Source organism: Campylobacter upsaliensis, assembly GCF_900637395.1.
Classification (GTDB): Bacteria; Campylobacterota; Campylobacteria; order Campylobacterales; family Campylobacteraceae; genus Campylobacter_D; species Campylobacter_D upsaliensis.
This window is the reverse complement of sequence record NZ_LR134372.1, coordinates 1309301-1335197: the sequence shown is the minus strand read 5'-3', so window position 1 is coordinate 1335197 and position 25897 is coordinate 1309301. Positions and strand designations below refer to the sequence as shown.

Annotated in this window: 17 protein-coding genes and 1 tRNA gene; 16 read left to right on the top strand and 2 right to left on the bottom strand. The window is 37.3% G+C overall.

The window, feature by feature from the left end; genetic code table 11:
* The first annotated feature begins 38 nt into the window (after positions 1–38).
* Together rpoB and rpoC are read left to right on the top strand one after the other, a co-directional pair.
* A complete protein-coding gene (gene rpoB, locus EL158_RS06610) occupies positions 39–4172 on the top strand; it encodes a DNA-directed RNA polymerase subunit beta (protein ID WP_004277758.1) in 4134 nt (1377 codons plus the stop codon).
* Positions 4165–8718, top strand: coding sequence for a DNA-directed RNA polymerase subunit beta' (gene rpoC, locus EL158_RS06605; protein WP_027304859.1), 4554 nt, complete (start codon positions 4165–4167; stop codon positions 8716–8718). Before rpoB ends, rpoC begins: the two co-directional genes overlap by 8 nt.
* 20 nt (positions 8719–8738) lie before the next feature.
* Here rpoC and EL158_RS06600 read toward each other — a convergent pair whose 3' ends face one another.
* On the bottom strand, positions 8739–9512 hold the full coding sequence (locus EL158_RS06600) for an IclR family transcriptional regulator (RefSeq protein WP_034956332.1): 774 nt from the start codon (positions 9510–9512) through the stop codon (positions 8739–8741).
* A gap of 222 nt (positions 9513–9734) precedes the next feature.
* On the opposite strand from EL158_RS06600, the gene EL158_RS06595 reads away from it, so the two are divergent.
* The 14 genes from EL158_RS06595 (at position 9735) to fumC (ending at position 24073) form a co-directional block, all read left to right on the top strand.
* Positions 9735–10643, top strand: a complete 909-nt coding sequence (locus EL158_RS06595) for a dihydrodipicolinate synthase family protein (RefSeq protein ID WP_027304861.1) — start codon at positions 9735–9737, stop codon at positions 10641–10643.
* On the top strand, positions 10640–10921 hold the full coding sequence (locus tag EL158_RS06590) for a UxaA family hydrolase (protein WP_027304862.1): 282 nt from the start codon (positions 10640–10642) through the stop codon (positions 10919–10921). Before EL158_RS06595 ends, EL158_RS06590 begins: the two co-directional genes overlap by 4 nt.
* Positions 10899–12065 carry a UxaA family hydrolase gene (locus EL158_RS06585; protein WP_027304863.1) on the top strand — a complete coding sequence of 389 codons (1167 nt, stop codon included), beginning with the start codon at positions 10899–10901 and terminating at the stop codon, positions 12063–12065. Before EL158_RS06590 ends, EL158_RS06585 begins: the two co-directional genes overlap by 23 nt.
* A gap of 14 nt (positions 12066–12079) precedes the next feature.
* Positions 12080–12865, top strand: coding sequence for an SDR family oxidoreductase (locus EL158_RS06580; protein ID WP_027304864.1), 786 nt, complete (start codon positions 12080–12082; stop codon positions 12863–12865).
* A 10-nt stretch (positions 12866–12875) separates the two neighbouring features.
* Positions 12876–14120, top strand: coding sequence for an L-fucose:H+ symporter permease (fucP, locus tag EL158_RS06575; RefSeq protein WP_034956336.1), 1245 nt, complete (start codon positions 12876–12878; stop codon positions 14118–14120).
* A gap of 1 nt (position 14121) precedes the next feature.
* On the top strand, positions 14122–14916 hold the full coding sequence (locus tag EL158_RS06570) for an amidohydrolase family protein (protein ID WP_027304866.1): 795 nt from the start codon (positions 14122–14124) through the stop codon (positions 14914–14916).
* Positions 14892–15209, top strand: coding sequence for an L-rhamnose mutarotase (locus tag EL158_RS06565; RefSeq protein WP_027304867.1), 318 nt, complete (start codon positions 14892–14894; stop codon positions 15207–15209). Before EL158_RS06570 ends, EL158_RS06565 begins: the two co-directional genes overlap by 25 nt.
* Before the next feature lie 10 nt (positions 15210–15219).
* The gene (aldA, locus tag EL158_RS06560; RefSeq protein ID WP_027304868.1) at positions 15220–16659 is read left to right on the top strand and encodes an aldehyde dehydrogenase; all 1440 of its coding nucleotides are present in this window, start codon (positions 15220–15222) and stop codon (positions 16657–16659) included.
* A 139-nt stretch (positions 16660–16798) separates the two neighbouring features.
* Positions 16799–17182, top strand: a complete 384-nt coding sequence (gene rpsL / locus EL158_RS06555; protein WP_012661187.1) for a 30S ribosomal protein S12 — start codon at positions 16799–16801, stop codon at positions 17180–17182.
* A 68-nt stretch (positions 17183–17250) separates the two neighbouring features.
* A complete protein-coding gene (rpsG, locus tag EL158_RS06550; RefSeq protein WP_027304869.1) occupies positions 17251–17721 on the top strand; it encodes a 30S ribosomal protein S7 in 471 nt (156 codons plus the stop codon).
* Positions 17722–17730: 9 nt separating this feature from the next.
* Entirely contained in the window at positions 17731–19806 is a 2076-nt protein-coding gene (fusA, locus tag EL158_RS06545; RefSeq protein WP_027304870.1) for an elongation factor G, read from the top strand.
* Between the two features lie 66 nt (positions 19807–19872).
* Positions 19873–19949, top strand: a tRNA-Arg gene (locus EL158_RS06540).
* 195 nt (positions 19950–20144) lie between these two features.
* Positions 20145–22481: an autotransporter outer membrane beta-barrel domain-containing protein gene (locus EL158_RS06535; RefSeq protein WP_164715688.1), complete on the top strand. Its 2337-nt coding sequence runs from the start codon at positions 20145–20147 to the stop codon at positions 22479–22481.
* A gap of 200 nt (positions 22482–22681) precedes the next feature.
* The gene (fumC, locus tag EL158_RS06530; protein ID WP_027303677.1) at positions 22682–24073 is read left to right on the top strand and encodes a class II fumarate hydratase; all 1392 of its coding nucleotides are present in this window, start codon (positions 22682–22684) and stop codon (positions 24071–24073) included.
* 25 nt (positions 24074–24098) lie between these two features.
* Here the strand turns inward: fumC and glmS are convergent, their stop codons facing one another.
* On the bottom strand, positions 24099–25895 hold the full coding sequence (gene glmS, locus EL158_RS06525) for a glutamine--fructose-6-phosphate transaminase (isomerizing) (protein ID WP_027303676.1): 1797 nt from the start codon (positions 25893–25895) through the stop codon (positions 24099–24101).
* Positions 25896–25897 lie beyond the last annotated feature (2 nt).

Sequence of the window (25897 nt, the reverse complement as noted above, 5' to 3'; positions counted from 1 at the left end):
TTTTTAAATTTACAAATTTACCAATGAGGTATAGATATATGTTAAATAATAAATTAGGAAATCGTTTTAGGGTAGATTTCTCCAATATTTCTAAACAAATTGAAATTCCAAATCTTCTTCAATTACAAAAAGCAAGTTTTGATTATTTTTTAAATCTTAGTGATACAAAAAGCGAAAGTGGTATAGAAAAGGTTTTTAAATCCATTTTTCCTATCCACGATCCACAAAATAGACTTTCGTTAGAATATGTAAGCAGTGAAATAGGTAAGCCAAAATACACCATAAGAGAGTGTATGGAAAGAGGACTAACTTATTCGGTAAATTTGAAAATGAAAATTCGTCTCACTCTTCACGAAAAAGATGAAAAAACGGGTGAGAAGGTAGGTATTAAGGATATTAAAGAACAAGAAATTTTTATACGCGAAATTCCTTTAATGACAGATAGAGTTTCCTTTATCATTAATGGTGTAGAAAGAGTTGTGGTTAATCAGCTTCATAGAAGTCCGGGTGTGATTTTTAAAGAAGAGGAAAGCTCCACTGTGGCAAATAAGCTTGTTTATACTGCTCAAATCATACCAGATCGTGGTTCGTGGCTTTATTTTGAATATGATGCTAAAGATGTGCTTTATGTTAGAATCAATAAACGCAGAAAAGTCCCTATAACTATGCTTTTTAGAGCTTTAGGCTATAAAAAACAAGATATTATAAAATTATTTTATCCTATTCAAACTATTCATGTGAAAAAAGACAAATTTTTGACAGAATTTAATCCTAATGACTTTGTTGATAGGGTCGAATATGATATAAAAGATGAAAAAGGTAAGATCGTCCATCCAGCAGGTAAAAGACTGACAAAGAAGAAAATTGAACAACTGATTAAAGATGGCTTAAAGTGGGTGGAATATCCTTTGGAAGTCCTTATCAATAGATACTTAGCAAGTCCTATTGTTGATAAGCAGAGCGGAGAAGTGCTTTTTGACTCTCTTACTCTTATTGATGAGGGAAAACTTGCTAAAATTAAAGAGCAAAAAAGCTTTAATATAGCTAATGATTTGGCAAATGGCGTTGATGCGGCGATTATTAATTCTTTCATACAGGATAATGAAACTTTAAAATTATTAAAACAAAGTGAAAATTTGGAAGATGAAAATGATTTAGCAGCAATTAGAATTTATAAGGTTATGCGTCCGGGAGAGCCTGTCGTAAAAGACGCAGCTAAAGCCTTTGTAAATGATTTATTTTTCAATCCTGAGCGTTATGATTTGACTAAGGTAGGTCGTATGAAAATGAATCATAAATTAGCCCTTGATGTGCCTGAATACACCACAGTTTTAACAAATGAAGATATTATCAAGACTGCAAAATATCTCATAAAGGTTAAAAATGGTAAGGGTTATATCGATGATAGAGATCATTTAGGTAATCGCCGTATCCGCTCCATAGGTGAGCTTTTAGCAAATGAGCTTCACTTAGGGCTTACAAAAATGCAAAAGGCGATTAGAGATAAATTTAGCTCTTTAAATGCGGATTTAGATAAGGTGATGCCTTATGATTTGATTAATCCTAAGATGATTACGACAACAATTTTGGAATTTTTTACAGGTGGGCAATTATCGCAATTTATGGACCAAACAAACCCTTTAAGTGAGGTAACTCACAAACGCCGTTTATCTGCATTAGGCGAGGGTGGTTTAGTGAAAGAAAGGGCAGGTTTTGAGGTGCGTGATGTGCATGCGACTCATTATGGCAGAATTTGTCCTGTTGAAACTCCAGAAGGTCAAAATATCGGTCTTATTAATACCCTTTCTACCTATGCTAAGGTTAATGAGCTTGGCTTTGTCGAAGCACCTTATAGAAAGGTGGAAAATGGTAAAGTGAGTGATGAGGTCGTTTATCTTACTGCTACTCAAGAAGAGGGGCTTTTCATCGCTCCAGCTTCGACAAAAATCGATGCTAAGGGTAATATTATCGAGGAATTTGTAGAGGCAAGGCAAGATGGCGAAACGATTCTTGCAAGAAGAGAGGAAGTCCAACTCATCGACCTTTGTTCGGGTATGGTTGTGGGCGTGGCAGCGTCTTTGATACCATTTTTAGAACATGATGATGCTAACAGAGCCTTAATGGGTTCAAATATGCAACGCCAAGCCGTGCCACTTTTAACTTCTTCTGCGCCTATTGTCGGTACAGGTATGGAGAGAATTATAGCTCGCGATGCGTGGGAGGCTGTTAAAGCTAGACGAGGTGGAGTGATAGAAAAAGTCGATAATAAAAGCATATTTATTTTAGGTGAAGATGAAAAGGGTCCTTTTATCGACCATTATAGCTTAGAAAAGAATTTAAGAACAAATCAAAATACAAATTATGTCCAACATCCTATCGTTAAAAAGGGCGATGTTGTTAAGGCTGGACAAATTATAGCCGATGGTCCTAGTATGGATCAAGGTGAGTTAGCCATAGGTAAAAATGCTCTCATCGCCTTTATGCCTTGGAATGGTTACAATTATGAAGATGCTATCGTTGTGAGTGAGAGAATTATCCGTGAGGATACTTTCACAAGTGTGCATATTTATGAAAAAGAAATTGAAGCAAGAGAATTAAAGGACGGCGTTGAGGAAATTACTAAAGATATTCCAAATGTCAAAGAAGATGATGTGGCACACCTCGATGAAAGCGGAATCGCAAAAATAGGCACACACATTAAGCCAGGTATGATTTTAGTTGGTAAAGTTTCTCCAAAAGGAGAGGTCAAGCCTACCCCAGAAGAAAGGCTTTTGAGGGCTATTTTTGGCGAAAAAGCAGGACATGTTGTCAATAAGTCCTTATACGCTACCGCTTCTTTAGAGGGTGTTGTGGTTGATGTGAAAATTTTCACTAAGAAAGGCTATGAAAAAGATGATAGGGCTTTAAAATCTTACGATAAAGAAAAAATAGTCTTAGAAAAAGAATATCACGACAGACTTTTAATGATGGATAGAGAGGAAATGTTAAGAGTCTATGCGCTTTTAGCTAAAGCCCCTTTAAATAGCGAACAAAAAGTAGGCTCAAAGACCTATAAAAAGGGACAAAAAGTTTCTAAGGAAGATTTAGAAAAGGTTAATCGTTTTATTTTAACAAGCCTCATTAAAGCTTATTCTAAAGAAGTGCAAAAACAATATGAAGATCTGAAAAATCATTTCCAAAATGAAAAGAAAAAATTTAAAGCCGAACACGATGAAAAGCTTGAAATTTTAGAAAAAGATGACATTTTACCAAGTGGAGTTGTTAAGCTTGTAAAAATTTATATTGCGACAAAAAGAAAGCTTAAGGTCGGCGATAAAATGGCAGGAAGACACGGAAATAAGGGCATAGTTTCGACCATAGTGCCTGAGGTGGATATGCCTTATCTTCCAAATGGAAAGAGCGTTGATATAGCCTTAAATCCACTCGGTGTGCCTAGTCGTATGAATATAGGGCAAATTTTAGAAAGCCATTTAGGGCTTGTAGGCTTGAAATTGGGCGAACAAATTCAAGAACTTTTTGACAAAAAGCAAAAAGATTTCATTAAAAGCTTACGCAAAAAAATGCTTGAAATTTGCTCTATCCCACGCCTTGCAAACGAAAAAGCCTTTGTGGAGAGCTTAAGCGATGAAGAGCTTTTAAATTATGCAAGAGATTGGAGTAAAGGTGTGAAATTTGCAACTCCTGTTTTTGAAGGGGTTAATATAGAGGAATTTGCCGAGCTTTTCAAAATGGCAAAGGTTGATATGGACGGCAAAACAGAGCTTTATGATGGACGCACGGGAGAAAAGATCGCAGAGCGTGTGCATGTAGGATGTATGTATATGCTAAAATTACACCATTTAGTTGATGAAAAAGTGCATGCAAGAAGCACAGGACCTTACTCTTTAGTCACACAACAACCAGTTGGCGGTAAAGCCCTCTTTGGAGGACAAAGATTTGGAGAAATGGAAGTTTGGGCTTTGGAAGCTTACGGAGCGGCACATACTTTGCGTGAAATGCTTACTATAAAATCTGACGATGTTGAAGGTCGTTTTAGTGCCTATAAGGCTTTAACTAAGGGCGAAAATGTCCCAGCCACAGGCATACCTGAAACCTTTTTTGTTTTAACAAATGAGCTAAAGTCTTTAGCCTTAGATGTTGAGATTTTTGATAAGGACGAGGAAAATGAGTAAATTTAAAGTAATAGAAATTAAAGAAGAAAATCGACCAAGAGACTTTGAAGCTTTTCAATTAAGACTAGCTAGTCCTGAAAGAATTAAATCTTGGTCTTATGGCGAGGTTAAAAAACCTGAAACGATTAATTACCGCACCTTAAAACCTGAAAGAGATGGGCTTTTTTGTGCGAAAATTTTTGGACCGATTAGAGATTATGAGTGTCTTTGTGGTAAATATAAAAAAATGCGTTTTAAGGGCGTAAAATGCGAAAAATGTGGCGTTGAAGTCGCAAATTCTAAGGTTCGCCGCTCCAGAATGGGACATATAGAGCTTGTAACACCTGTGGCACATATTTGGTATGTCAATTCTTTGCCAAGTCGTATAGGAACTTTGCTTGGTGTTAAGATGAAGGATTTGGAGCGTGTGTTATATTATGAAGCTTACATTGTAGAGAATCCGGGCGAGGCTTATTATGATAATGAAAATTCCAAAAAAGTCGAATTTTGTGATGTTTTAAATGAAGAGCAGTATCAAAGCTTAATGCAACGCTATGAAAATACCGATTTTAAAGCTAGAATGGGCGGAGAGGTCGTGCGTGATTTGCTTGCAAATTTAGATTTAGTTGCTTTATTAAATCAACTCAAAGAGCAAATGCAAGCGACAAATTCCGAAGCGAAGAAAAAGACTATCATTAAGCGTTTGAAAGTGGTAGAAAATTTCTTAAATTCTAATCTTAATGCAAATATTGACAGCGAAGACGCAGTGCCAAATCGCCCTGAGTGGATGATGATTACAAATTTACCCGTTTTGCCACCTGATTTACGCCCTCTTGTTGCTTTAGATGGAGGTAAATTTGCGGTTAGTGATGTTAATGACTTGTATCGTCGCGTGATTAATAGAAACACAAGGCTTAAAAAACTCATCGAGCTTGACGCGCCTGAAATTATCATTAGAAATGAAAAAAGAATGTTACAAGAAGCCGTAGATGCTTTATTTGATAATGGTCGCCGTGCAAATGCCGTCAAGGGAGCAAACAAAAGACCGCTTAAGTCTTTGAGTGAGATTATTAAGGGTAAGCAAGGGCGTTTTAGACAGAATTTGCTAGGTAAAAGGGTGGATTTCTCTGGTCGTAGTGTTATCGTTGTAGGACCTAAGCTTAGAATGGACCAGTGCGGTTTGCCTAAAAAAATGGCTTTAGAGCTTTTTAAACCACACCTTTTAGCCAAGCTTGAAGAAAAGGGTTATGCTACTACGGTTAAACAAGCTAAAAAAATGATAGAAAATAAAACAAATGAAGTTTGGGAGTGCCTTGAAGAGGTTGTTGAAGGACACCCTGTAATGCTTAACCGTGCCCCAACTTTACATAAGCTTTCTATCCAAGCTTTTCACCCTGTTTTAGTCGAGGGTAAGGCTATTCAGCTACACCCCTTAGTGTGTGCGGCGTTTAATGCGGACTTTGACGGCGATCAAATGGCTGTGCATGTGCCACTTTCTCAAGAAGCTATTGCTGAATGTAAGGTCTTAATGCTTTCTTCTATGAATATCCTCTTACCAGCGAGCGGAAAATCCGTAACCGTGCCTTCTCAAGATATGGTTTTAGGAATTTATTATCTTTCTTTAGAAAAAGTGGGTGCAAAAGGAGCGCATAAAATTTGCACAGGCATTGATGAGGTTGTAATGGCGATGGAGTCAAATTGCCTTGATATTCATGCAAATATCCAAACCATTATCGATGGGCGTAAATGTGCGACTACGGCTGGGCGTTTGATTATTAAGTCTATTTTGCCTGATTTTGTCCCTGAAAATATGTGGAATAAGGTGCTAAAGAAAAAAGACATTGCCGCTTTGGTGGATTATGTTTATAAGCAAGGTGGCTTAAAGATCACTGCAAACTTTTTGGATAAGCTTAAAAATTTAGGTTTTGAATATGCGACTAAGGCAGGCGTTTCTATCTCCATAGCTGATATTATCGTGCCAAATGAAAAACAAAAGGCGATTGATGCAGCTAAAAAGCAAGTAAGAGAAATTCAAAATTCTTATAACCTAGGCTTAATCACTTCAGGCGAAAGATATAATAAAATCATAGATATTTGGAAAAGCACGAATAATATTTTGTCAAAAGAGATGATGGAGCTTGTGCAAAAGGACAAAGAGGGTTTTAATTCTATTTATATGATGGCAGATAGTGGTGCAAGAGGTAGTGCAGCACAAATTTCACAGCTTGCCGCTATGAGAGGCTTGATGACTAAGCCTGATGGTAGCATTATTGAAACGCCTATTATTTCAAATTTCCGTGAAGGACTTAATGTGCTTGAGTATTTTATCTCAACTCACGGTGCGAGAAAGGGACTTGCCGATACCGCTCTTAAAACAGCAAATGCAGGGTATTTGACAAGAAAACTTATCGATGTGGCACAAAATGTTAAAATTACAACTTATGATTGTGGCACTCATGAGGGCATTGAGATTAACGAAATCACCGCTGATAGCTCCATAGTAGAAACTTTAGAAGAGCGTATTTTGGGTAGGGTTTTAGCTGAAGATGTGATTGACCCTATTACAAATTTTGTTCTTTTTGCTGAGGGAGCTTTGATTGACGAAGAGAAGGCTAGAGTGCTTACTGAAAGTGGAATTAAGAGTGTAAATATCCGCACTCCTATCACTTGTAAGGCTAAAAAGGGTATTTGTGCGAAATGCTATGGTGTGAATTTGGGTGAAGGTAAGCTTGTCAAGCCGGGCGAGGCTGTGGGCATTATCTCGGCACAATCTATTGGTGAGCCGGGGACTCAGCTTACGCTTAGAACCTTCCACAGCGGTGGAACGGCTAGCACGGATTTACAAGATAGACAAGTGAGCGCACAAAAAGAGGGCTTTATAAGATTTTATAATCTTAAAACATACAAAAATAAAGAGGGTAAAAATATAGTCGCAAATCGTAGAAATGCGGCGATTTTGCTTGTAGAGCCTAAAATTAAAGCTCCATTTAAGGGAACTATCAGCATAGAAAGCATTCACGAAGATGTGATTGTTTCTATTAAGGATAAGAAAAAAGAAGCTAAATTTATTTTAAGAAAATATGATCTTGCCAAGCCAAACGAGTTAGCTGGTGTGAGTGGAAATATAGACGGAAAGCTTTATTTACCATATCAAAATGGTGCTTTGGTTAATGAAAATGAAAGTATAGTCGAGGCGATTAAGGAGGGGTGGAATGTGCCTAATCGTATCCCTTATGCGAGTGAAATTCTAGTCAATGACGGCGACCCTGTCGTGCAGGACATTAAGGCTGGCGAGACAGGAACTTTGAAATTTTACATCCTTAAAGGCGATGGGCTTGATAGAGTGCGTAAGGTTAAAAAGGGCGATATAGTCAAAGAAAAAGGCTTTTTTGTTGTGATTGCCGATGAAAATGACAGAGAGGCAAAAAGGCATTATATCCCTAGAGAGTCTAAAATAGAATTTGATGATAGTGCGGTGATAAATGATGTTAATGCCATTATTGCAAGTGCGGCGAAAAAAGATAAAAGCGTCATAGCCGAGTGGGATGCGTATAATAATGCTATTATAGCGGAGATTGACGGCGTGGTAAGTTTTGAGGACATTGAGGCTGGTTATAGTGCAGATGAGCAGCTTGATGAGGCGACTGGTAAGCGTTCTTTGGTGATTAATGAATATTTGCCAAGTGGAGTGCGTCCTACCCTACTCATAGCTGGAAAAGATGATAAGGTTGTGCGTTATCAGCTTGAGCCAAAGACGGTTATATTTATCCACGATGGCGATAAGGTTTCACAAGCGGACATTTTAGCCAAAACTCCTAAAGCAGTAGCAAAGTCAAAAGACATTACGGGTGGTTTGCCGCGTGTTAGTGAGCTTTTTGAAGCGAGAAAGCCTAAAAATGCCGCCGTGATAGCGGAGATTGATGGCGTAGTGCGTTTTGACAAACCTTTACGCTCAAAAGAAAGAATTATCATCGAGGCTGAAGACGGCTCAAGTGCTGAATATCTTATTGATAAATCCAAGCATATCCAAGTAAGAGATGGCGAATTTATCCACGCAGGCGAAAAGCTTACAGACGGCTTAATCTCAAGCCACGATGTGCTTAAAATCTTAGGCGAAAAAGCTTTGCATTATTATCTTATAAGCGAAATTCAGCAAGTGTATCGCGGACAGGGTGTTGTGATCTCTGATAAACATATTGAAGTTATCGTTTCTCAAATGTTAAGGCAGGTTAGGGTGGTCGATAGCGGACATACTAAATTTATCGAGGGAGATTTAGTCTCACGCCGTAAATTCCGTGAGGAAAATGAAAAAATCGTCAAAATGGGCGGCGAACCAGCCATAGCAGAGCCTGTGCTTTTAGGGGTAACTAGGGCAGCCATAGGAAGTGATAGTGTCATCTCAGCAGCCTCTTTCCAAGAAACGACTAAGGTGCTAACAGAAGCAAGTATAGCGGGTAAATTTGACTATTTAGAGGACTTGAAGGAAAATGTCATTTTGGGTCGTATTATCCCTGTTGGAACGGGACTTTATGGTGAGCAAAATTTAAAACTTAAAGAACAAGAATAATAGCCCTTTTTTGGGCTATTTTAATAAATAGCATCTAAATCCGGAAAACTAAAGCTAAGCTCTTTTTCTATCTTATTTTTTTCTTCTTGTAAAATTTTTTTATTTGTTTCTCTAAATTTTTCATTAGAATAATAAAGCAAATATGAAATGCTAATGGCGGCTATAATCTTGCCTTTATGCTCTATCCCTATAGCCATACATTCAATTTGCGGATTCATTTCGCCACTTTCTAAGGCGATTTTATTTTTTTTGATGCTTTTTAATTCTTGATATAATTCCTCGATGTTATTGAGTGTTTTTGTTGTGATTTTTTGAAAAGCTTGTGGGTAAAGTTTTTTTAATTCATTTTTATTTTTATTTGCTAGTAAAGCCTTGCCTAAAGAGGTCGCATAAGCTGGGTAAGAAGTGCCTATGAAGGATTTGAGTTGGACTTGATTATTAGCGTCTATTTTTTCCAAATACAGCACATTGCCTTCTTTTAAAATTCCCATTTGACAGGTTTGTTGCGTTAAATCTCTTATGGTTTTCATATGCTTTTTAATCAGTTCAAGGACTTTATTTTCGCTTTTGATGTGATTTGATAAAGCAAGAATTTGAAAGTCTAAATGATAAGTTTTATGCTTTAAATCACACTGGACATATTGTTTTTCTTGTAGGGTTTGTAAAATAGGATAAATGGTGCTTGTGGGAATGTTTAGCTTTTTGGCTATGGTGCTTAAAGTAAGTCTTTCTTGTGAGTTAGCAAGAAGTTCTAAAATTTTTAATACTCTTAAAGTGGGTTGATGTAAGCTCAAAATACTCCTTTTTTTGCTGTTAATTTTAGCATATTTTACTTTTAGTAACATTATTTCACAAAAATTTATTTTTTTACTATTTTAATCAAGTGCTTATTTTAGGCACATTGAATTTAAAAATAATAAAAAATACTTGATTGATTTCATTTGTATTTTTTAAAAAAAATTGTTATATTTTTTGTATATAAATATATTTTTGTATATACAAAAGGAGAATACAAAATGGGAATTTTAAAAGGAACTTTACCAGCCTTACTAACACCTTATAAAAATGACAAAAGCATTAATGAAAAAGAATTTATGCGTTATTGCGAATTTGGAATTTCTAAGGGTTTAGATGGCTTGTTTTGTAATGGTAGCGTTGGCGATTCTCAAGCTTTAGGATTAGAAGAACAAGTAAAGCTGATGGAGCTAACTAAAAAAGTTGCTAAAAATGATAAGCCCATCATTACAGGTATAGCTTCGCCTGTGTATCAAAATACGCTTATTTTAGCTCAAAAAGCTTATGAGTTAGGACTTGATGCTTTATTGCTTGCTATGCCCTATTATTACAAACTCAATGAAGAAACGCTTTTTGAATATGTGAAAAATTTAACACAAAGCATTAAACTCCCCCTTTATATCTATAATATCCCTTTGTTTGCTCCAGCACTGAGCTTAAATTTGATCGAAAAAGTATCAAAGCTTGATGGAGTTGTTGGGATTAAAGATAGTAGCGGAGATGCACTGCTTTTAAATCATATCTTGGATGTCGTTCCTACAAATTTTGATGTATTTGTGGGGAGGGAGGAATTTTATGCCGGAGCTTTATTAGCTGGCGCTAAAGGCTCTATGACGAGTATGGGTGGGATTTTCCCTGAATTGATGAGTGAAATTTATCGTGCTATGGATACAAAAAATTACGAAAGAGCCTTATTAGTGCAAAAAAGCTTACTAAAGGCTATAAGATTTGCTATGAGCTTGACTTTTCCTATGGGCTTTGCTCTGCTTTTAAAGGCAAGAGGTTTTGACTTTGCAAATACTAGTGTCCATCCTTTATCGCCTAGCACAAAAGAGGCGTTAAATTTGCGTTTAGATGAGGCTAAAGCTCTTATTAAAAGCATAGAAAAAGAAACGGGTGTAGCATTATGAAAGCTTATATTATTATCAATGAAAAGGATAATGTCGCCACTGCTTTACGCAATTTACAAAAAGGAGAAATCCTAGAAAACATAAAACTTTTAAACGATATAGCAAGCGGACATAAATTTGCTTTAAGCGATATTAAAGAAAATGAAGAGGTCATTAAATACGCTCAAGCAATAGCAAGCGCAAATTGTGATATTAAAGCGGGGGAATGGGTGCATATCCATAATACCAGTGGCATTAGAGGTCGAGGAGATAAAAATGAAAAAAATAATGGGTTATAGAAGAGAAGATGACAAATTTGGACTAAGAAATAAAGTCATCATCATACCTAGCGTGCATTGTGCGAATAAGGTCTGCGAAAATATCGCTAAAAAATGCGATGGTGCTGTATATATCAATCACCAGCACGGCTGCTCCCAGCTTGAATTTGACGCTTTACAAACAAGAGATGTTTTAATAGGTCATGGCACAAATGCTAATGTTTTTGGCGTTTTAATCGTAGGTCTTGGCTGTGAAGTCATACAAGCTGAAGTGCTTGCTTTAAAAATCAAAGAAGCCACGCCCTATAAAAAGGTCGAATTTTTAGTCATACAAGAAGAAGGCGGCTCCCAAAAAAGCATAGAAAAAGGAGTAAAAATAATCAATGCTATGCTAAAAGAAGCGGCGAATTTTCAAAAAAGCGAGGGCGATTTTAGCGATTTGATTTTAGGCACGGAGTGCGGCGGAAGTGATAGTTATAGCGGACTTAGTGCTAATCCCGCTTTGGGGAGTTTGAGTGATTTTATCATCGATGAAGGCGGAGCAGTTATCTTAGCAGAAACTACGGAACTTATAGGCTGTGAAGCCTTACTTGCTAAAAGAGCAAAAAATGATAAAGTGGCGAAAAAAGTTTATGATACGATTTTAAATTATGAGAATTTAGTTAAATCTTTTCACGCTGATATAAGAGGAGCAAATCCAAGCCCAGGAAATATAGCAGGAGGGCTAAGTAGCATAGAGGAGAAATCTTTAGGCTGTGTTTATAAGGCTGGGACAAGAACCTTAATGGATGTGATTGATTATGCTAAGCCTGTGCTTTCTAAGGGGCTTACTTTTATGAATACTCCAGGTAATGACATAGAGCAGCTTAGTGCTATGGTCGCTGGCGGGGCTAATATTTGCGTTTTTACCACAGGTCGAGGCACACCAACAGGATCAGCCATAGTGCCTACGATTAAGATGAGTTCAAATAGCTTTTGTTATCAAAATATGAACGATTGTATTGACATTAATGCAGGAGAAATTTTAGACGGAGCGAAAACTAAAGAAGATATAAGAGATGAACTCATAGAGCTTATTGTCAAAATAGGCGATGGACATTTAGTTAAAGCAGAGCTTAACGAGCAAAATGACTTTTCCGTGTGGCGACTTGCTACAACTTGCTAATTAAAGGAGGATATATGGACTTAAAGATTAAAGATAAAATTTGTATCATTAGCGGTGGTGCTAAGGGCATAGGATTTGGTATAGCTAGACTTTGGGCGAAAGAAGGAGGAATCCCTGTGATTTTATCACGCTCATCTATAGATAAGGATGTGGAATTTGAATTAAGGGATTTATGTGAGAATTTCGGATTCTATCAAATCGATTTAAAAGAATATGAAAAAATCGAAAGTCTCATCAAAGAAATTCATCAAAAATACGGCTCAATCTACGCCCTTGTAAATAATGCCGGAGCAAATGATAATCTCCACATAGAAAATACAAGCACTAAGGATTTAATCAAATCTTATGAAAACAATCTCTTTCATTACTACACCTTAGCAAAAGAATGCTTACCCTATATCAAAAAAGAAAAAGGTAGCATCTTAAACATAGTCAGCAAAACAGCACTCACAGGACAGGGCAGAACTAGCGCCTATGCTTCAGCAAAAGCCGCTCAAATAGGCTTTACAAGAGAGTGGGCTTGTGCTTTTGCTAAAGATGAAGTGCGTGTCAATGCCCTAGCACCCGCTGAAGTGATGACACCACTTTATGAAAAATGGCTTCAAAATTTCCCTAATCCTAAAGAGCAATATGAAAAAATAGCTAAAACCATACCGCTAGGACAGCGTTTTACTAACATAGAGGAAATAGCAAATACCGCAGTTTTCACGCTAAGTCCCCTAGCTTCGCACACCACTGGGCAAATTCTTTTTGTTGATGGGGGCTATGTGCATTTAGATAGGGCTTTAAATTTCAACTAAAGGAGAAAAGATGACAACACAATCAAAAAATATCAAAATCGCTATTATCTTAGTCACTTCGCTTTTCTTTTTATGGGGAGTGAGTTATGGACTAATCGATGTGATGAATAAGAATTTTCAAAATCACCTTCACATCACCCAGCACGAAAGTGGCTTTTTACAGCTTGCTTATTTTGGGGCTTATTTTGTTATCGCCCTACCAGCAGGTTATATTGCTTCTAAATTTTCTTACAAAATAGGCATTATTTTCGGTTTAGCCCTTTATGCTTTAGGGGCTTTACTCATTATACCAGCGACCAATTTAGCAAGTTTTCATTTGTTTTTATTTGCATTTTTTGTTCTAGCTTGTGGCATAGGCTCTTTAGAAACAAGTGCAAATCCTTATATGGTAAAGCTTGGCGATGAAAAAAATGCCAGCTTTAGAATCAATGCCGCGCAAAGTTTTAACGGCTTAGGGCAGTTTGTAGGACCTTTAATCGGCGGTGCTTTATTTTTATCCATCACTAAGCAAGAAGAAGGTGCTAGTAAGGAAATGATAGAACAAGCCTTAGTCGCAAATATGGGTAATGTCCAGCTTGTTTATGTTGGTATTGCGATCATTGTGCTTTTAATCCTTGCGCTTTTTGCTTTTAATAAAATTCCAGAAGGTGCTGCGGTGAGTGATGAATATGCTTTAAAAGATGATTCTAAGCCTTTGGGTGTGTTTAAGCATAGTCATTTTAATAAAGGACTCTTAGCACAATTTTTATACATTGCTAATCAAGTCGCCGCAGGAGCATTTTTTATCAATTATGCTACCGAGCATTATGAGGGCTTAAGTGATGAAAAGGCGGCTTATTATTTTTCTCTTGCTTTGGTTGCTTTTATGGTTGGTAGGATAGTTTCTACGCCTTTGATGAAAAAGATTAAAGGAGAGTATATTTTAGGGCTTTATTCTTTAATCAATGTTTTCATTTGCGTGGGGCTTTATTTTTCAAGTGGAATTTCAAGTGTTATTTTGCTCATAGCTTTATTTTTCTTTATGAGTATTTCTTTTCCTACTATTTTTGCTGTGGCAACCAAAAATCTTCCCTTCAATCAAGTCAAATTAGCCGGCTCACTTTTAGTGATGAGTATAGTTGGTGGGGCGATTATGCCTATTATTGTGGGAGCGATTAATGATAGTTTTGGCACAAGTATGGGGTATTTATCTTTAGCACCTTTATTTTTATATGTGGCTTGGTATGGCTTTTTTGGCTCTAAAATAAGGACCTAAGATGCAAAAGATTTTCGATGCACATTTGCATCTTTGGGACTTAAACGAAGTTCCCATTTCTTGGCTAAAAGATGATGAAAGGCTCAATCAAAATTATGATTTTTCAAGGATGAAAAAAGAATATGAAAATTACGAGTTTTTAGGTGCTTTATATGTGGAGTGTAATGGCGATAATGTAGATAAGGAAAGCCTTTACGCTCTTTCTTTAAAGCAAACTCATAGCCTTTTACTTTGCTTGGCGGATTTAAGATACAAAGAAAATCTTAGCTCATTTAGAGAGGTTTTACATACCAGTCAAAAGGGTGCTAAAAGGCTATTTGAAGCAGATTTTAAAAAGAAAATAGAAATTTTAAAAAACTTTCAAATTCCTTTTGAAGCCTGTATGAAAAATGACGAGCTCGATCATTTAGAAGCCTTTTTGAGAGAAAATAAAAGCTTAAAAGTCATTCTAAATCATCTAGGAAACCCTAAAATCAATCATCTTAACGAGCATAAAAAAACCTTAAGTCTTTTAAAAAATTTCCCAAATTTATACATTAAGCTTTCAGCTCCTGATGATTTTTGCGAACAAACTTCAAGGAAATTTATTTTCGATCTTTTTGCTTGTGTAAAAGAAAATTTCAGTGAGGAAAGATTGCTTTTCGGGAGTAATTATCCAGTATCTAAACTAAGCCCTAGTTTATGGGCTAGTTTTATCATACAAAGCGGGATTTTTGAAAATTTAGATAAGATTTTTTACAAAAATGCTTTATCACTTTACAAGGAGGATAGGTGCAAAGATACGGTCAAATCATAAAAATCAAAAAGGAAAAAATAGCAGAATATAAAGCCCTTCACGCAAAACCTTATGAGGGCGTTTGTGAGATGATTAAGGCGTGTAATATCCAAAACTACTCCATTTATTTATTTGGAGAATATTTATTTGCGTATTTTGAGTATGTAGGTGCTGATTTTGAAGCAGATATGGCTAAAATGGCAAGAGATGAAAACACACAAAAATGGTGGAAAATAACCGATCCTTGCCAAATCTCTTTAGGTTATGCTGGTCAAAAATGGCTTAATATGGAAGAAGTGTTTCATTTAGATTAAAGGAGAGAAAATGACAACTTATTATAATTTTATTGATGGGGAATTTGTGCCACATAAGGGTGAATTTATCGAGGTGTTAAATCCTGCTACAAAGGAGCTTATCTCAAGGGTAGCTAGTGCTTCTTTAGAAGATACACAAAGGGCTATTGACGCGGCTAAAAAAGCACAAAAAGCTTGGGAGGCAAAGCCTGCCATTGAGAGGGCAAATCATCTAAGAGAAATTGCAAATTTGATACGCAAAAATGCTGATTTTTTGACAAATGTTTTAATGCAAGAGCAGGGGAAAACTAGGGCTTTGGCTAGTGTGGAGATTCATTTTAGTGCTGATTATATGGATTATACAGCTGAATGGGCTAGGAGATATGAGGGTGAAATTATACAAAGTGATAGGGCTAATGAGCATATTTATTTGTATAAAAGTGCCATAGGCGTAATAGGTGGAATTTTGCCTTGGAATTTTCCTTTCTTTTTGATAGTTAGGAAATTAGCTCCAGCTCTACTAACGGGTAATACCATAGTCATCAAGCCAAGTAGTGAAACTCCAAACAACGCCTTTGAATTTGCAAAACTTGTCTCACAAAGCTCCTTGCCAAAAGGCGTGTTTAATTTGGTCGCAGGTAAGGGTAGTGTAGTAGGACAAGAACTATCAAGTAATGAAAATATAGGAATGGTAAGCCTTACGGGAAGTGTTGAGGCGGGAGTGAGGGTTATGGAAGCTGCCGCAAAAAATATCATCAAAGTTTCTTTAGAGCTTGGAGGAAAAGCCCCTGCCATAGTGTGTAAGGATGCGGATATTAATTTAGCTGTGGAAGCAATTAAGGCGAGTCGAATTTGTAATAATGGTCAAGTTTGTAATTGCGCTGAAAGGGCTTATGTGCATAGCAGCGTTTATGATGAATTTGTTGATAAATTTGTCAAGGCTATGAGTAAGGTAAGTGTTGGAAATACGCTAAAAGGAAATTTTGATATGGGTCCGCTTGTCAATCAAGCAGGAGTCGATAATGCTCTAGCTATACTTGAAAGAGCTAAAGCTAAAGGAGCTGTGGTAGAGTGTGGTGGAAAAATTACAGATGAGAGTGGTTATTATTTTCCTGCAAGTGTTCTTACAAATGTCAAACACGAAGATGAGATTATGCAAAAAGAAATTTTTGCACCGATTTTGCCTATTGCTAAATTTGACACGCTTGATGAGGCTATTGATATGGCAAATGATTGCGAATATGGTCTCACAAGCTCTATTTATACGCAAAATTTAGATGTGGCGATGAGAGCTAGTCGGGAAATTAAATTTGGTGAAACCTATATTAACCGCGAAAATTTTGAAGCTATGCAAGGATTTCACGCTGGTTGGCGTAAAAGTGGCATAGGTGGAGCTGACGGTAAGCACGGACTTGAGGAATACTTAGCCACTCATATGGTTTATGTGCAGTATAATACCAACAAGCAATAATCTTTAATCCTATCTAAATTTAGATAGGATTTTATCCAAATATACCAAAACTTATTGCAAATTCATCATAGTTTATATTTTTGTAAGAAAATTTTAGCTAGAATCGCAAGTTTTATTACATTTTAAGAAAGGAATGATTGTGCCTACCATAAATCAGTTGGTTCGTAAAGAGCGTAAAAAGGTCTTAGAAAAGTCTAAGTCTCCAGCGCTTAAAAATTGTCCGCAAAGAAGAGGCGTTTGCACTAGGGTTTATACTACAACCCCTAAAAAACCAAACTCCGCTTTAAGAAAAGTTGCCAAAGTAAGACTTACTAGTGGCTTTGAAGTGATAAGCTATATCGGCGGTGAGGGTCATAACCTCCAAGAGCATAGCATCGTTTTAGTGCGTGGCGGTAGGGTGAAAGACTTACCGGGTGTGAAGTATCACATCGTGCGTGGTGCTTTAGATACTGCTGGCGTGGCTAAGAGAACGGTTTCTCGTTCTAAATATGGTGCGAAGCGTCCAAAAGCTGCCGCGAAATAATTGTTAAAACAGGCAAATCCGTTTGATTTGATTTTGTTTGAGTAAAATTTTAAATTTGAAGGAAAAAAATGAGAAGAAGAAAAGCTCCCGTAAGGGAAATCTTACCCGACCCAATTTATGGTAATAAAATCATCACAAAATTTATTAATTCTTTAATGTATGATGGTAAAAAAAGCACCGCTACAGCTATACTTTATGGTGCTTTAGAGGCTATTGATAAAAAAGGTGGCGAGAAAAAGGGCATTGATATTTTTAACGATGCTATTGAAAACATTAAACCTTTACTTGAAGTTAAATCACGCCGTGTGGGTGGTGCGACTTACCAAGTGCCTGTTGAGGTGCGTCCTGCTAGGCAACAAGCCTTGGCGATTCGCTGGATTATTTCTTTTGCTAGAAAAAGAAGCGAAAGAACGATGATAGAAAAGCTAGCTGGCGAATTAATGGACGCGGCAAATTCTAAGGGTGCATCTTTCAAAAAGAAAGAGGACACTTATAAAATGGCTGAAGCAAATAAAGCTTTTGCACATTATCGCTGGTAGGAGGCTAAGATGTCAAGAACGACCCCTTTAAAAAAGGTTAGAAATATAGGCATAGCCGCTCACATTGACGCGGGAAAAACAACAACAAGTGAGAGAATACTCTTTTTCACAGGTATGAGTCATAAAATAGGCGAAGTGCATGATGGTGCCGCGACTATGGACTGGATGGAGCAAGAGAAAGAAAGAGGCATTACGATAACTTCCGCAGCGACAACTTGTTTTTGGAAAGATTATCAAATCAATCTTATAGACACTCCAGGACATGTGGATTTCACCATTGAAGTGGAGCGTTCTATGCGTGTTTTAGACGGCGCTGTGGCAGTATTTTGCTCAGTAGGTGGCGTTCAACCGCAAAGCGAAACCGTATGGAGACAAGCAAATAAATATGGCGTTCCAAGAATCGTTTTTGTCAATAAAATGGATAGAATAGGTGCTAATTTTTACAATGTCGAGGAGCAAATTCGTAACCGCCTTAAGGCAAATCCCGTCCCTCTTCAAATTCCTATCGGTGCGGAGGATAATTTCAAAGGTGTGATTGACCTTGTTACGATGAAAGCTTTAGTTTGGGAAGATGAAAGTAAGCCAACTGACTATGTAGAGAAAGAAATTCCAGCCGAGCTTAAGGAAAAGGCTGAAGAATACCGCGTTAAAATGATAGAAGCAGTAAGCGAGACGAGCGATGAGCTTATGGAGAAGTATTTAGGGGGCGAGGATTTAAGCCTTGAGGAGATTAAAGCAGGGATAAAAGCCGGCTGTTTGAGCCTTTCTATGGTGCCTATGCTTTGTGGAACAGCCTTTAAAAATAAAGGCGTTCAACCCCTACTTGACGCAGTCATAGCCTATTTACCAGCACCTGATGAGGTGGCTAACATTAAAGGCGAGTATGAAGACGGAAGCGAAGTTTCAGTAACTTCTACTGATGATGGCGAATTTGCAGGACTCGCTTTTAAAATAATGACCGATCCTTTTGTGGGACAGCTAACTTTCGTGCGTGTATATCGTGGAAGCCTTGAAAGTGGCTCTTACGCTTATAATTCGACTAAGGATAAAAAAGAGCGTATAGGCAGACTTTTAAAAATGCACTCTAATAAAAGAGAAGAGATAAAGGTGCTTTACGCAGGGGAAATCGGTGCTGTTGTGGGGCTTAAAGATACGCTCACAGGAGATACCTTAGCAAGTGAGAAAGATAAGGTTATTTTAGAGAGAATGGACTTCCCAGACCCGGTTATCTCCGTAGCAGTCGAGCCTAAGACTAAGGCAGATCAAGAAAAAATGTCCATAGCGCTTAATAAACTAGCTCAAGAAGACCCAAGCTTTAGGGTTTCAACAGATGAAGAAAGTGGGCAAACGATCATTTCTGGTATGGGTGAATTGCACCTTGAAATTATCGTAGATAGAATGCTTAGAGAATTTAAAGTCGAAGCCGAAGTAGGACAGCCACAAGTGGCTTACCGCGAAACGATAAGAAAAGCCGTAGAGCAAGAATACAAATACGCCAAGCAATCGGGCGGTCGCGGTCAATACGGACATGTATTTTTACGCCTTGAGCCTTTGGAGCCGGGAAGTGGCTATGAATTTGTAAATGACATTAAAGGCGGTGTTATCCCTAAAGAATATATCCCAGCCGTTGATAAGGGTGTGCAAGAAGCCCTACAAAATGGCGTTTTAGCGGGCTATCCTGTGGAAGATGTGAAAGTAACCGTTTATGATGGATCTTATCACGAGGTGGATTCTTCCGAAATGGCATTTAAACTTGCTGCTTCTATGGGCTTTAAAGAGGGTGCTAGAAAAGCTGGAGCGGTGATTTTAGAGCCTATGATGAAAGTGGAGGTTGAAACTCCTGAAGATTATATGGGCGATGTAATTGGCGATTTAAACAAAAGACGCGGTCAGGTCAATTCTATGGACGAGCGTGGCGGAAATAAGGTCATCACAGCCTTTTGTCCTTTGGCTGAGATGTTTGGCTATTCTACCGATTTGCGTTCTCAAACTCAAGGTAGGGCGACTTATTCTATGGAATTTGACCATTATGATGAAGTGCCTAAAAATGTTTCCGAAGAGATTGTTAAGAAAAGAAATGGCTAACACCCCTCTTCATCTTAACCCTCCCCCTTTTTTGTAAGCATTACAATGAGGGGCTTTTCTCTATTTGTCCTCGTAGCTCAGCTGGATAGAGCGCAAAATTCCTAATTTTGAGGTCGTGAGTTCGAATCTCGCCGTGGACACCACTTTCCATTACTTTCAAACTCCTATTTTCTAGGCTTTTACAAAAAAAAAAAAAAACGATTTTTCAAATTTCTCTTTACTTTTTGTTAATTTTATTTTATAATTGAGGGTAATTTTTATCTCATTTATGAAAGGTTTAATATGCAAAAATTTCAACCAAACTCTCACACACGGGGGGGGGGGGGGGGGTAACTCATATGAGTTCTAAAAAGCCCCTTTTGTCTTTAGTCTGCATTCTTGCTTTAACTTGTGCTTCTCAAGCCAATGATAAAGTTACAGCAAAATGGGAAAGAAATAATAATATAAAGCAAGAAGCCCGGTTTAATCCAGCCAATGGAGATTTAAATCTTAACCGACAACCAAACAATCCATATAAAACAGTCGAGTTTATTTTTGGAAGTAATGTTTCTGGAACTCTTGGTGTAAGTGTATATGGCGGTATGAATATGGGAGATATGACCATAACTTCCAAAAAAACAAGCGGTGATGCAACGACAAATTTGAGTTTAGATAATGCGAGCATGAAAACGCTTACTGTGGGTGAAAAAAATACTATTAATATTACAATACGAAATGCTAGTGATAAAATTGAAACCATAGACAACAAAGGAACGATGACTATAAATAACAAAGGTCAAACCATCACTACCCTAACCAACACAGGAGGCACTATCAACAACACTTCAGGCTCCATCGCTACCCTTACCAATAATAAAGGCGGCAGTGTAACTATGGGTCAAGGCACCATCAACACCCTCACTAGCAATCAAGGCGGTAACATCACCAACGCAGGAACTATCACTTCCCTAACCTACAAAGCAGCCCCTACTACAAAAGCTATCCAAACAAAGGCTAGCACAGATAGTATTACTAACACAGGCATTATTACCACCCTTACAAATGATGGAGGTCATATCACTAATAGTGGAAATGGAAACATTACTAATCTTACTAATAATAATGGCAATGTTAATAATAGTGCTAATATTCAAACCCTACAAAGCACTAATGGTAACATAAACAATATGAAAGGCACCATCTCTACTCTTACTAATAATAATGGTGGCTCCCTAAACAATTACCAAGGCACTATTGAAAATCTTAAAATTACTTCAGGTGATTTTGAACTAAATAATATGCAGCAAGGTAGAATTGCTAATATAGAAATAGGTGGAAATGGTAATATTAATATTAATGATAATATGAATATAGGCTATAATAATGGAATTTCTACCTTTAGAATAGCAAGTGGTGCTACTCCTACTCTAAATTTTGGTGAAGTAAGAACAGCCACCACAGCACAAGAAACCTATGCAACTGTTAAGCTTGTAGATAGCACAAATAATGCTAATGCCACTCAAGCAAGAGTAGCCATAGATAAACTTACCATAGCCTTAGTGAGTGAGGATACACAAATTGGTAAAAGTGTTTCTTTAGCTAATTCAGTATCAGGTGCTGCTAATACTGGAGTTGGAAATGTTTATGTTAAAAGTGCAGACTTTTCACAAGATCTTAAACAAAGTGGCTTTTATGGAAAATTTAATGCACAAACTCAAACCATAGACACCCGTTTTAATGCTAATCTTGGTGCGGCAGGTTTATTCTCTCAAGCCTTTATCAATCAATTAGGGCGTCGTTCTTTATTATTTGATTCTTTCTTAAATGAAGCAAGTCGTGCTTCTTTAAGATATAAAAGAACCCAACCTGATACAAATTTTGATATCTTTGTGCGTCCTTATTATTCTAAGATTAAAACAGATTTAGCAGATATACCAGAAAAAGCAGATGGAACAAGCTCTGGTATCTTAGCAGGAGGACATACATATTTTGATAATAGCTTATTAATGCTTTATGGAGCAGTAGAGAAAAATAAGACTCATTTAGCTGATGATGTCTTTAATTTTGATAGTGATACTTTCTTACTTGGTTCAAAATATAGCATAGAACTAGCTCAAAGTCATATAGGACAACTTTTTGGTGGAGTGGATATAAGAGGCTCTTATACTAAAGCAGATCTTGAAAGGGAACCAGTAAGTGGTTTTAAATCTCAAGGAGATGCAAAAAACTATGCTTATGATGCTAGAGTATTTTTAGCTTCTATTATTTATTATAACTTACAAGATCATAGCCAATATCTTACTCCTCAAATAGGCATAGGTCATACAGGAGCTAAGTTAAAAGGCTTTGATATGAAAGGGAATAAATTAGCCTATAAAGAAAGCTTAGATGATATGACTTATGGTATCACTTATGCAACAGCAAGTTTGAATTGGTTTAAAAGAAAAGATAATGTTGCTATTCAGCTTGATGGAGGTGTAAGGGTCAATCTTAATAATGAAATAGATACCCAAACTAAAATCAATAATCAAAACTTTACCAATCATTTTGAAACATCAAAATACTATTCACAATTAGGGGGAGCTTTTATGTGGATAAATCCTTATGGAGTAGATGTAAGCTTAGGCTATAAATTCCTCTTTGGAGAAAGTGCAACATCACATACTGCTAGTTTAAGACTGCATAAGACTTTTTAAGACTTTTTAAAGGATATAAGCTAAGGCTTGTGTCCTTTTATCTTTTTTAGTACATATTCTTATTTTATTATTGATTTAAATTTTTAATTTTCACACTAAAACAAAATGACATTTTTGAGCTTTCTATATAAATATTAAGATTTTTATTTTACGCCAACTTTATTATGCTAGAATTTAAGAATTTCTTACAAGGAGTGAAAATGGAATATAGAATCGAACACGATACTATGGGTGAGATTAAAGTGCCAAATGATAAGCACTGGGGCGCACAAACGCAAAGAAGTTTTGAGAATTTTAAAATAGGCTGCGAAAAAATGCCTAAGGTTTTAATTTATGCTTTTGCAAATCTCAAAAAATCTCTTGCTATCGTTAATCATAAGCTAGGCAAACTTGATGAAGCTAAAAAAAATGCCATTATTAAAGCTTGTGATGAAATCATAGCTGGTAAATTTGACGATAATTTCCCTCTAGCTATCTGGCAAACAGGCTCTGGCACACAAAGCAATATGAATATGAACGAAGTCATTGCAAATAGAGCGACAGAGCTTATGGGTGGGGATTTTCGTAAAGAAAAATTAGTGCATCCTAATGATCATGTTAATATGAGTCAAAGCTCAAACGATACTTTCCCAACGGCTATGAGTATAGTGGCTGTGGAGCAAGTGGAGAAAAAGCTTATCCCAGCTCTTGATGGTTTGATTGCGACTTTCGAAAAGAAAGTGAAGGAATTTGATGGCATTATCAAAATAGGCAGAACGCACCTTCAAGACGCTACTCCACTCACTTTAGCACAGGAATTTAGCGGCTATTTGTCTATGCTTTTACACTCAAAAGAGCAAATCATCGCTTCTTTGCCTACTTTAAGAGAACTTGCTATCGGTGGGACGGCTGTTGGCACAGGGCTTAATGCACATCCTGAGCTTAGTGAAAAAGTGAGCGAAGAGCTAACAAAACTTGTAGGCACGAAATTCGTCTCAAGTCCTAATAAATTCCACGCTCTCACAAGCCACGATGCGATTAATTTCACACACGGAGCGATGAAGGGTCTAGCGGCGAATTTGATGAAAATCGCTAATGATGTAAGATGGCTTTCAAGTGGTCCTAGATGTGGTTTAGGCGAGATTTTAATCCCAGAAAATGAGCCGGGAAGCTCTATTATGCCGGGAAAAGTTAATCCTACCCAGTGTGAAGCTCTTACTATGGTCGCTGTGCAAGTAATGGGAAATGACGCTACGATAGGCTTTGCTGCTTCGCAAGGGAATTTTGAGCTAAATGTCTTTAAGCCTGTGATTATTTATAATTTCTTGCAAAGTCTTGATTTATTAGCCGATTCTATGCATTCGTTTAATATCCATTGTGCTGTGGGTATAGAGCCAAATCGCGAAAGGATCGATCATAATTTGCATAATTCCTTAATGCTAGTTACCGCACTTAATCCTCACATAGGCTATGAAAATGCCGCTAAAGTCGCTAAAAACGCACATAAAAAGGGTATTTCTCTTAAAGAAAGTGCTATGGAATTAGGGCTTGTGAGTGAACAAGATTTTAATCAATTTGTCGATCCTAGCAAGATGATAGGACCTAAGGCTTAGTTTTATAAAGCCCCTTTTTTGGGGCTTATTCTACCGTTACACTTTTTGCAAGATTACGCGGCATATCCACATCATTACCCAAGCGGATAGAAATTTCCATAGCTAAAAGTTGCGTGATAAGCATCATTTCGAAAAATTCACACATATAGTGGCTTTGCTGTTTTGTTTTGATAAAATCATCACTTAAGTCAAAATCAAGAGGTGAGATACAAAGTAGAGTGGAATCTCTAGCGATGAGTTCTTCGACATTAGATTTTGTTTTTTCATAGAGTAAATTTTCAGGCATTAATGCTATGGTGTAGAGTTTAGAATCTGCTAAGGCTATGGGTCCGTGCTTCATCTCTCCAGCTGGATAGCCCTCTGCGTGAAGATAGGAAAGCTCTTTAAGCTTTAAAGCACCCTCAAGTGCTAAAGGGTAGAAAACATCACGCCCGATGAAGAAAAAGCCGTGTCCGTCTAAATAGCGTTTAGAAAGGCGATGAATTCTTTCGTGTAAATTTTGCTTCACAAGCACACAATTTGGCGTATGCAAAAGAGCTTTAATATCCTCTTGTATCGGTAAATTTTTCTTTTGTGCGATGAAAATGGCTAACATCCAAAGCGTTAAAACCTGTGTCGCAAAAGCCTTAGTGGAAGCTACGCCCTTTTCTATGCCAGCACGCGTAAGTAGGCTTAAATTTGCTAAACGCACGATGTTGGAATTATCTACATTACAAATAGCAAGGCTTTTAACTCCCGCATTTTTGGCGATTTTAAGGGCTTCTAGGGTGTCGGCTGTTTCGCCGCTTTGTGAGATGACGATGAAAAGGGAGTTAGGGTCGATTAAAGCTTCGCGGTAGCGAAATTCACTTGCTATCTCTACCTTTGTGCGAATTTTAGCCACTCTTTCTAAAAGATAGCTTCCTACCAAAGCGGCGTGATAGCTTGTCCCACAAGCACAAAGAGTGATTTCGCTAAAGTGTGTTAAATCCTCTTTTTCAAGTTCATCAAAAACGACCTTATCGCCCTCAATGCGTCCCATTAAAACTTCGCTTAAAACGCGACTTTGTTCATAAATTTCCTTCTCCATAAAAAAGCGAAAGCCGTCTTTTTTCGCATAAGCTTTATCGCCTGAAAGTTTGACAAAGCTAGGTTTTAGCGATTTGTCATTTTCAAAAATGACAAGTTCATTTTCCCCCGCATAGCCATAGCTTAAATCCTCTAAATAAATCACTTCATCAACATTGCCTATTAATGGAGCGTCCCCACTAGCAAAATAAAGTTCATTTTGAGCGTTTTTACCTATGATAAGCGGGGCGGCATTTTTGGCAAAGAAGATAGTATTTGGCTCTTTTTTGCTAATTAGCAAGGTCGCAAAAGCTCCTTTTAAACGCGAAATGGTTTTTTTAAAGGCTTCTTTTGCTTCTAAATGGTGTGCGTAAAATTCGAAAAGCTGCACGATGACTTCGGTATCTGTTTGACTTAAAAACTGCACTCCCTCTTTTTCAAGCTCGTCTTTAAGCTCTTTGTAGTTTTCAATAATGCCATTGTGTATCACGCAAGAATACTGCCCTAAATGTGGGTGAGCGTTGATTTCTGTGGGTTTTCCGTGTGTCGCCCATCTTGTGTGTCCTATGGCAAAGCCAAAGCCCTCGCTATGAAATTCTTTGCATTTATCTGCCAAATTTTCAAGCTTACCAACCGCTTTAAAAAAGCTAAGCTCACCCTCACTCATCACAGCGATACCCGCACTATCATAGCCTCTATATTCTAGCTCTTTAAGTCCGTTTAGTATGATTTGCTTTTTTTCATTTTTACCGATGTAGCCAACTATCCCACACATTT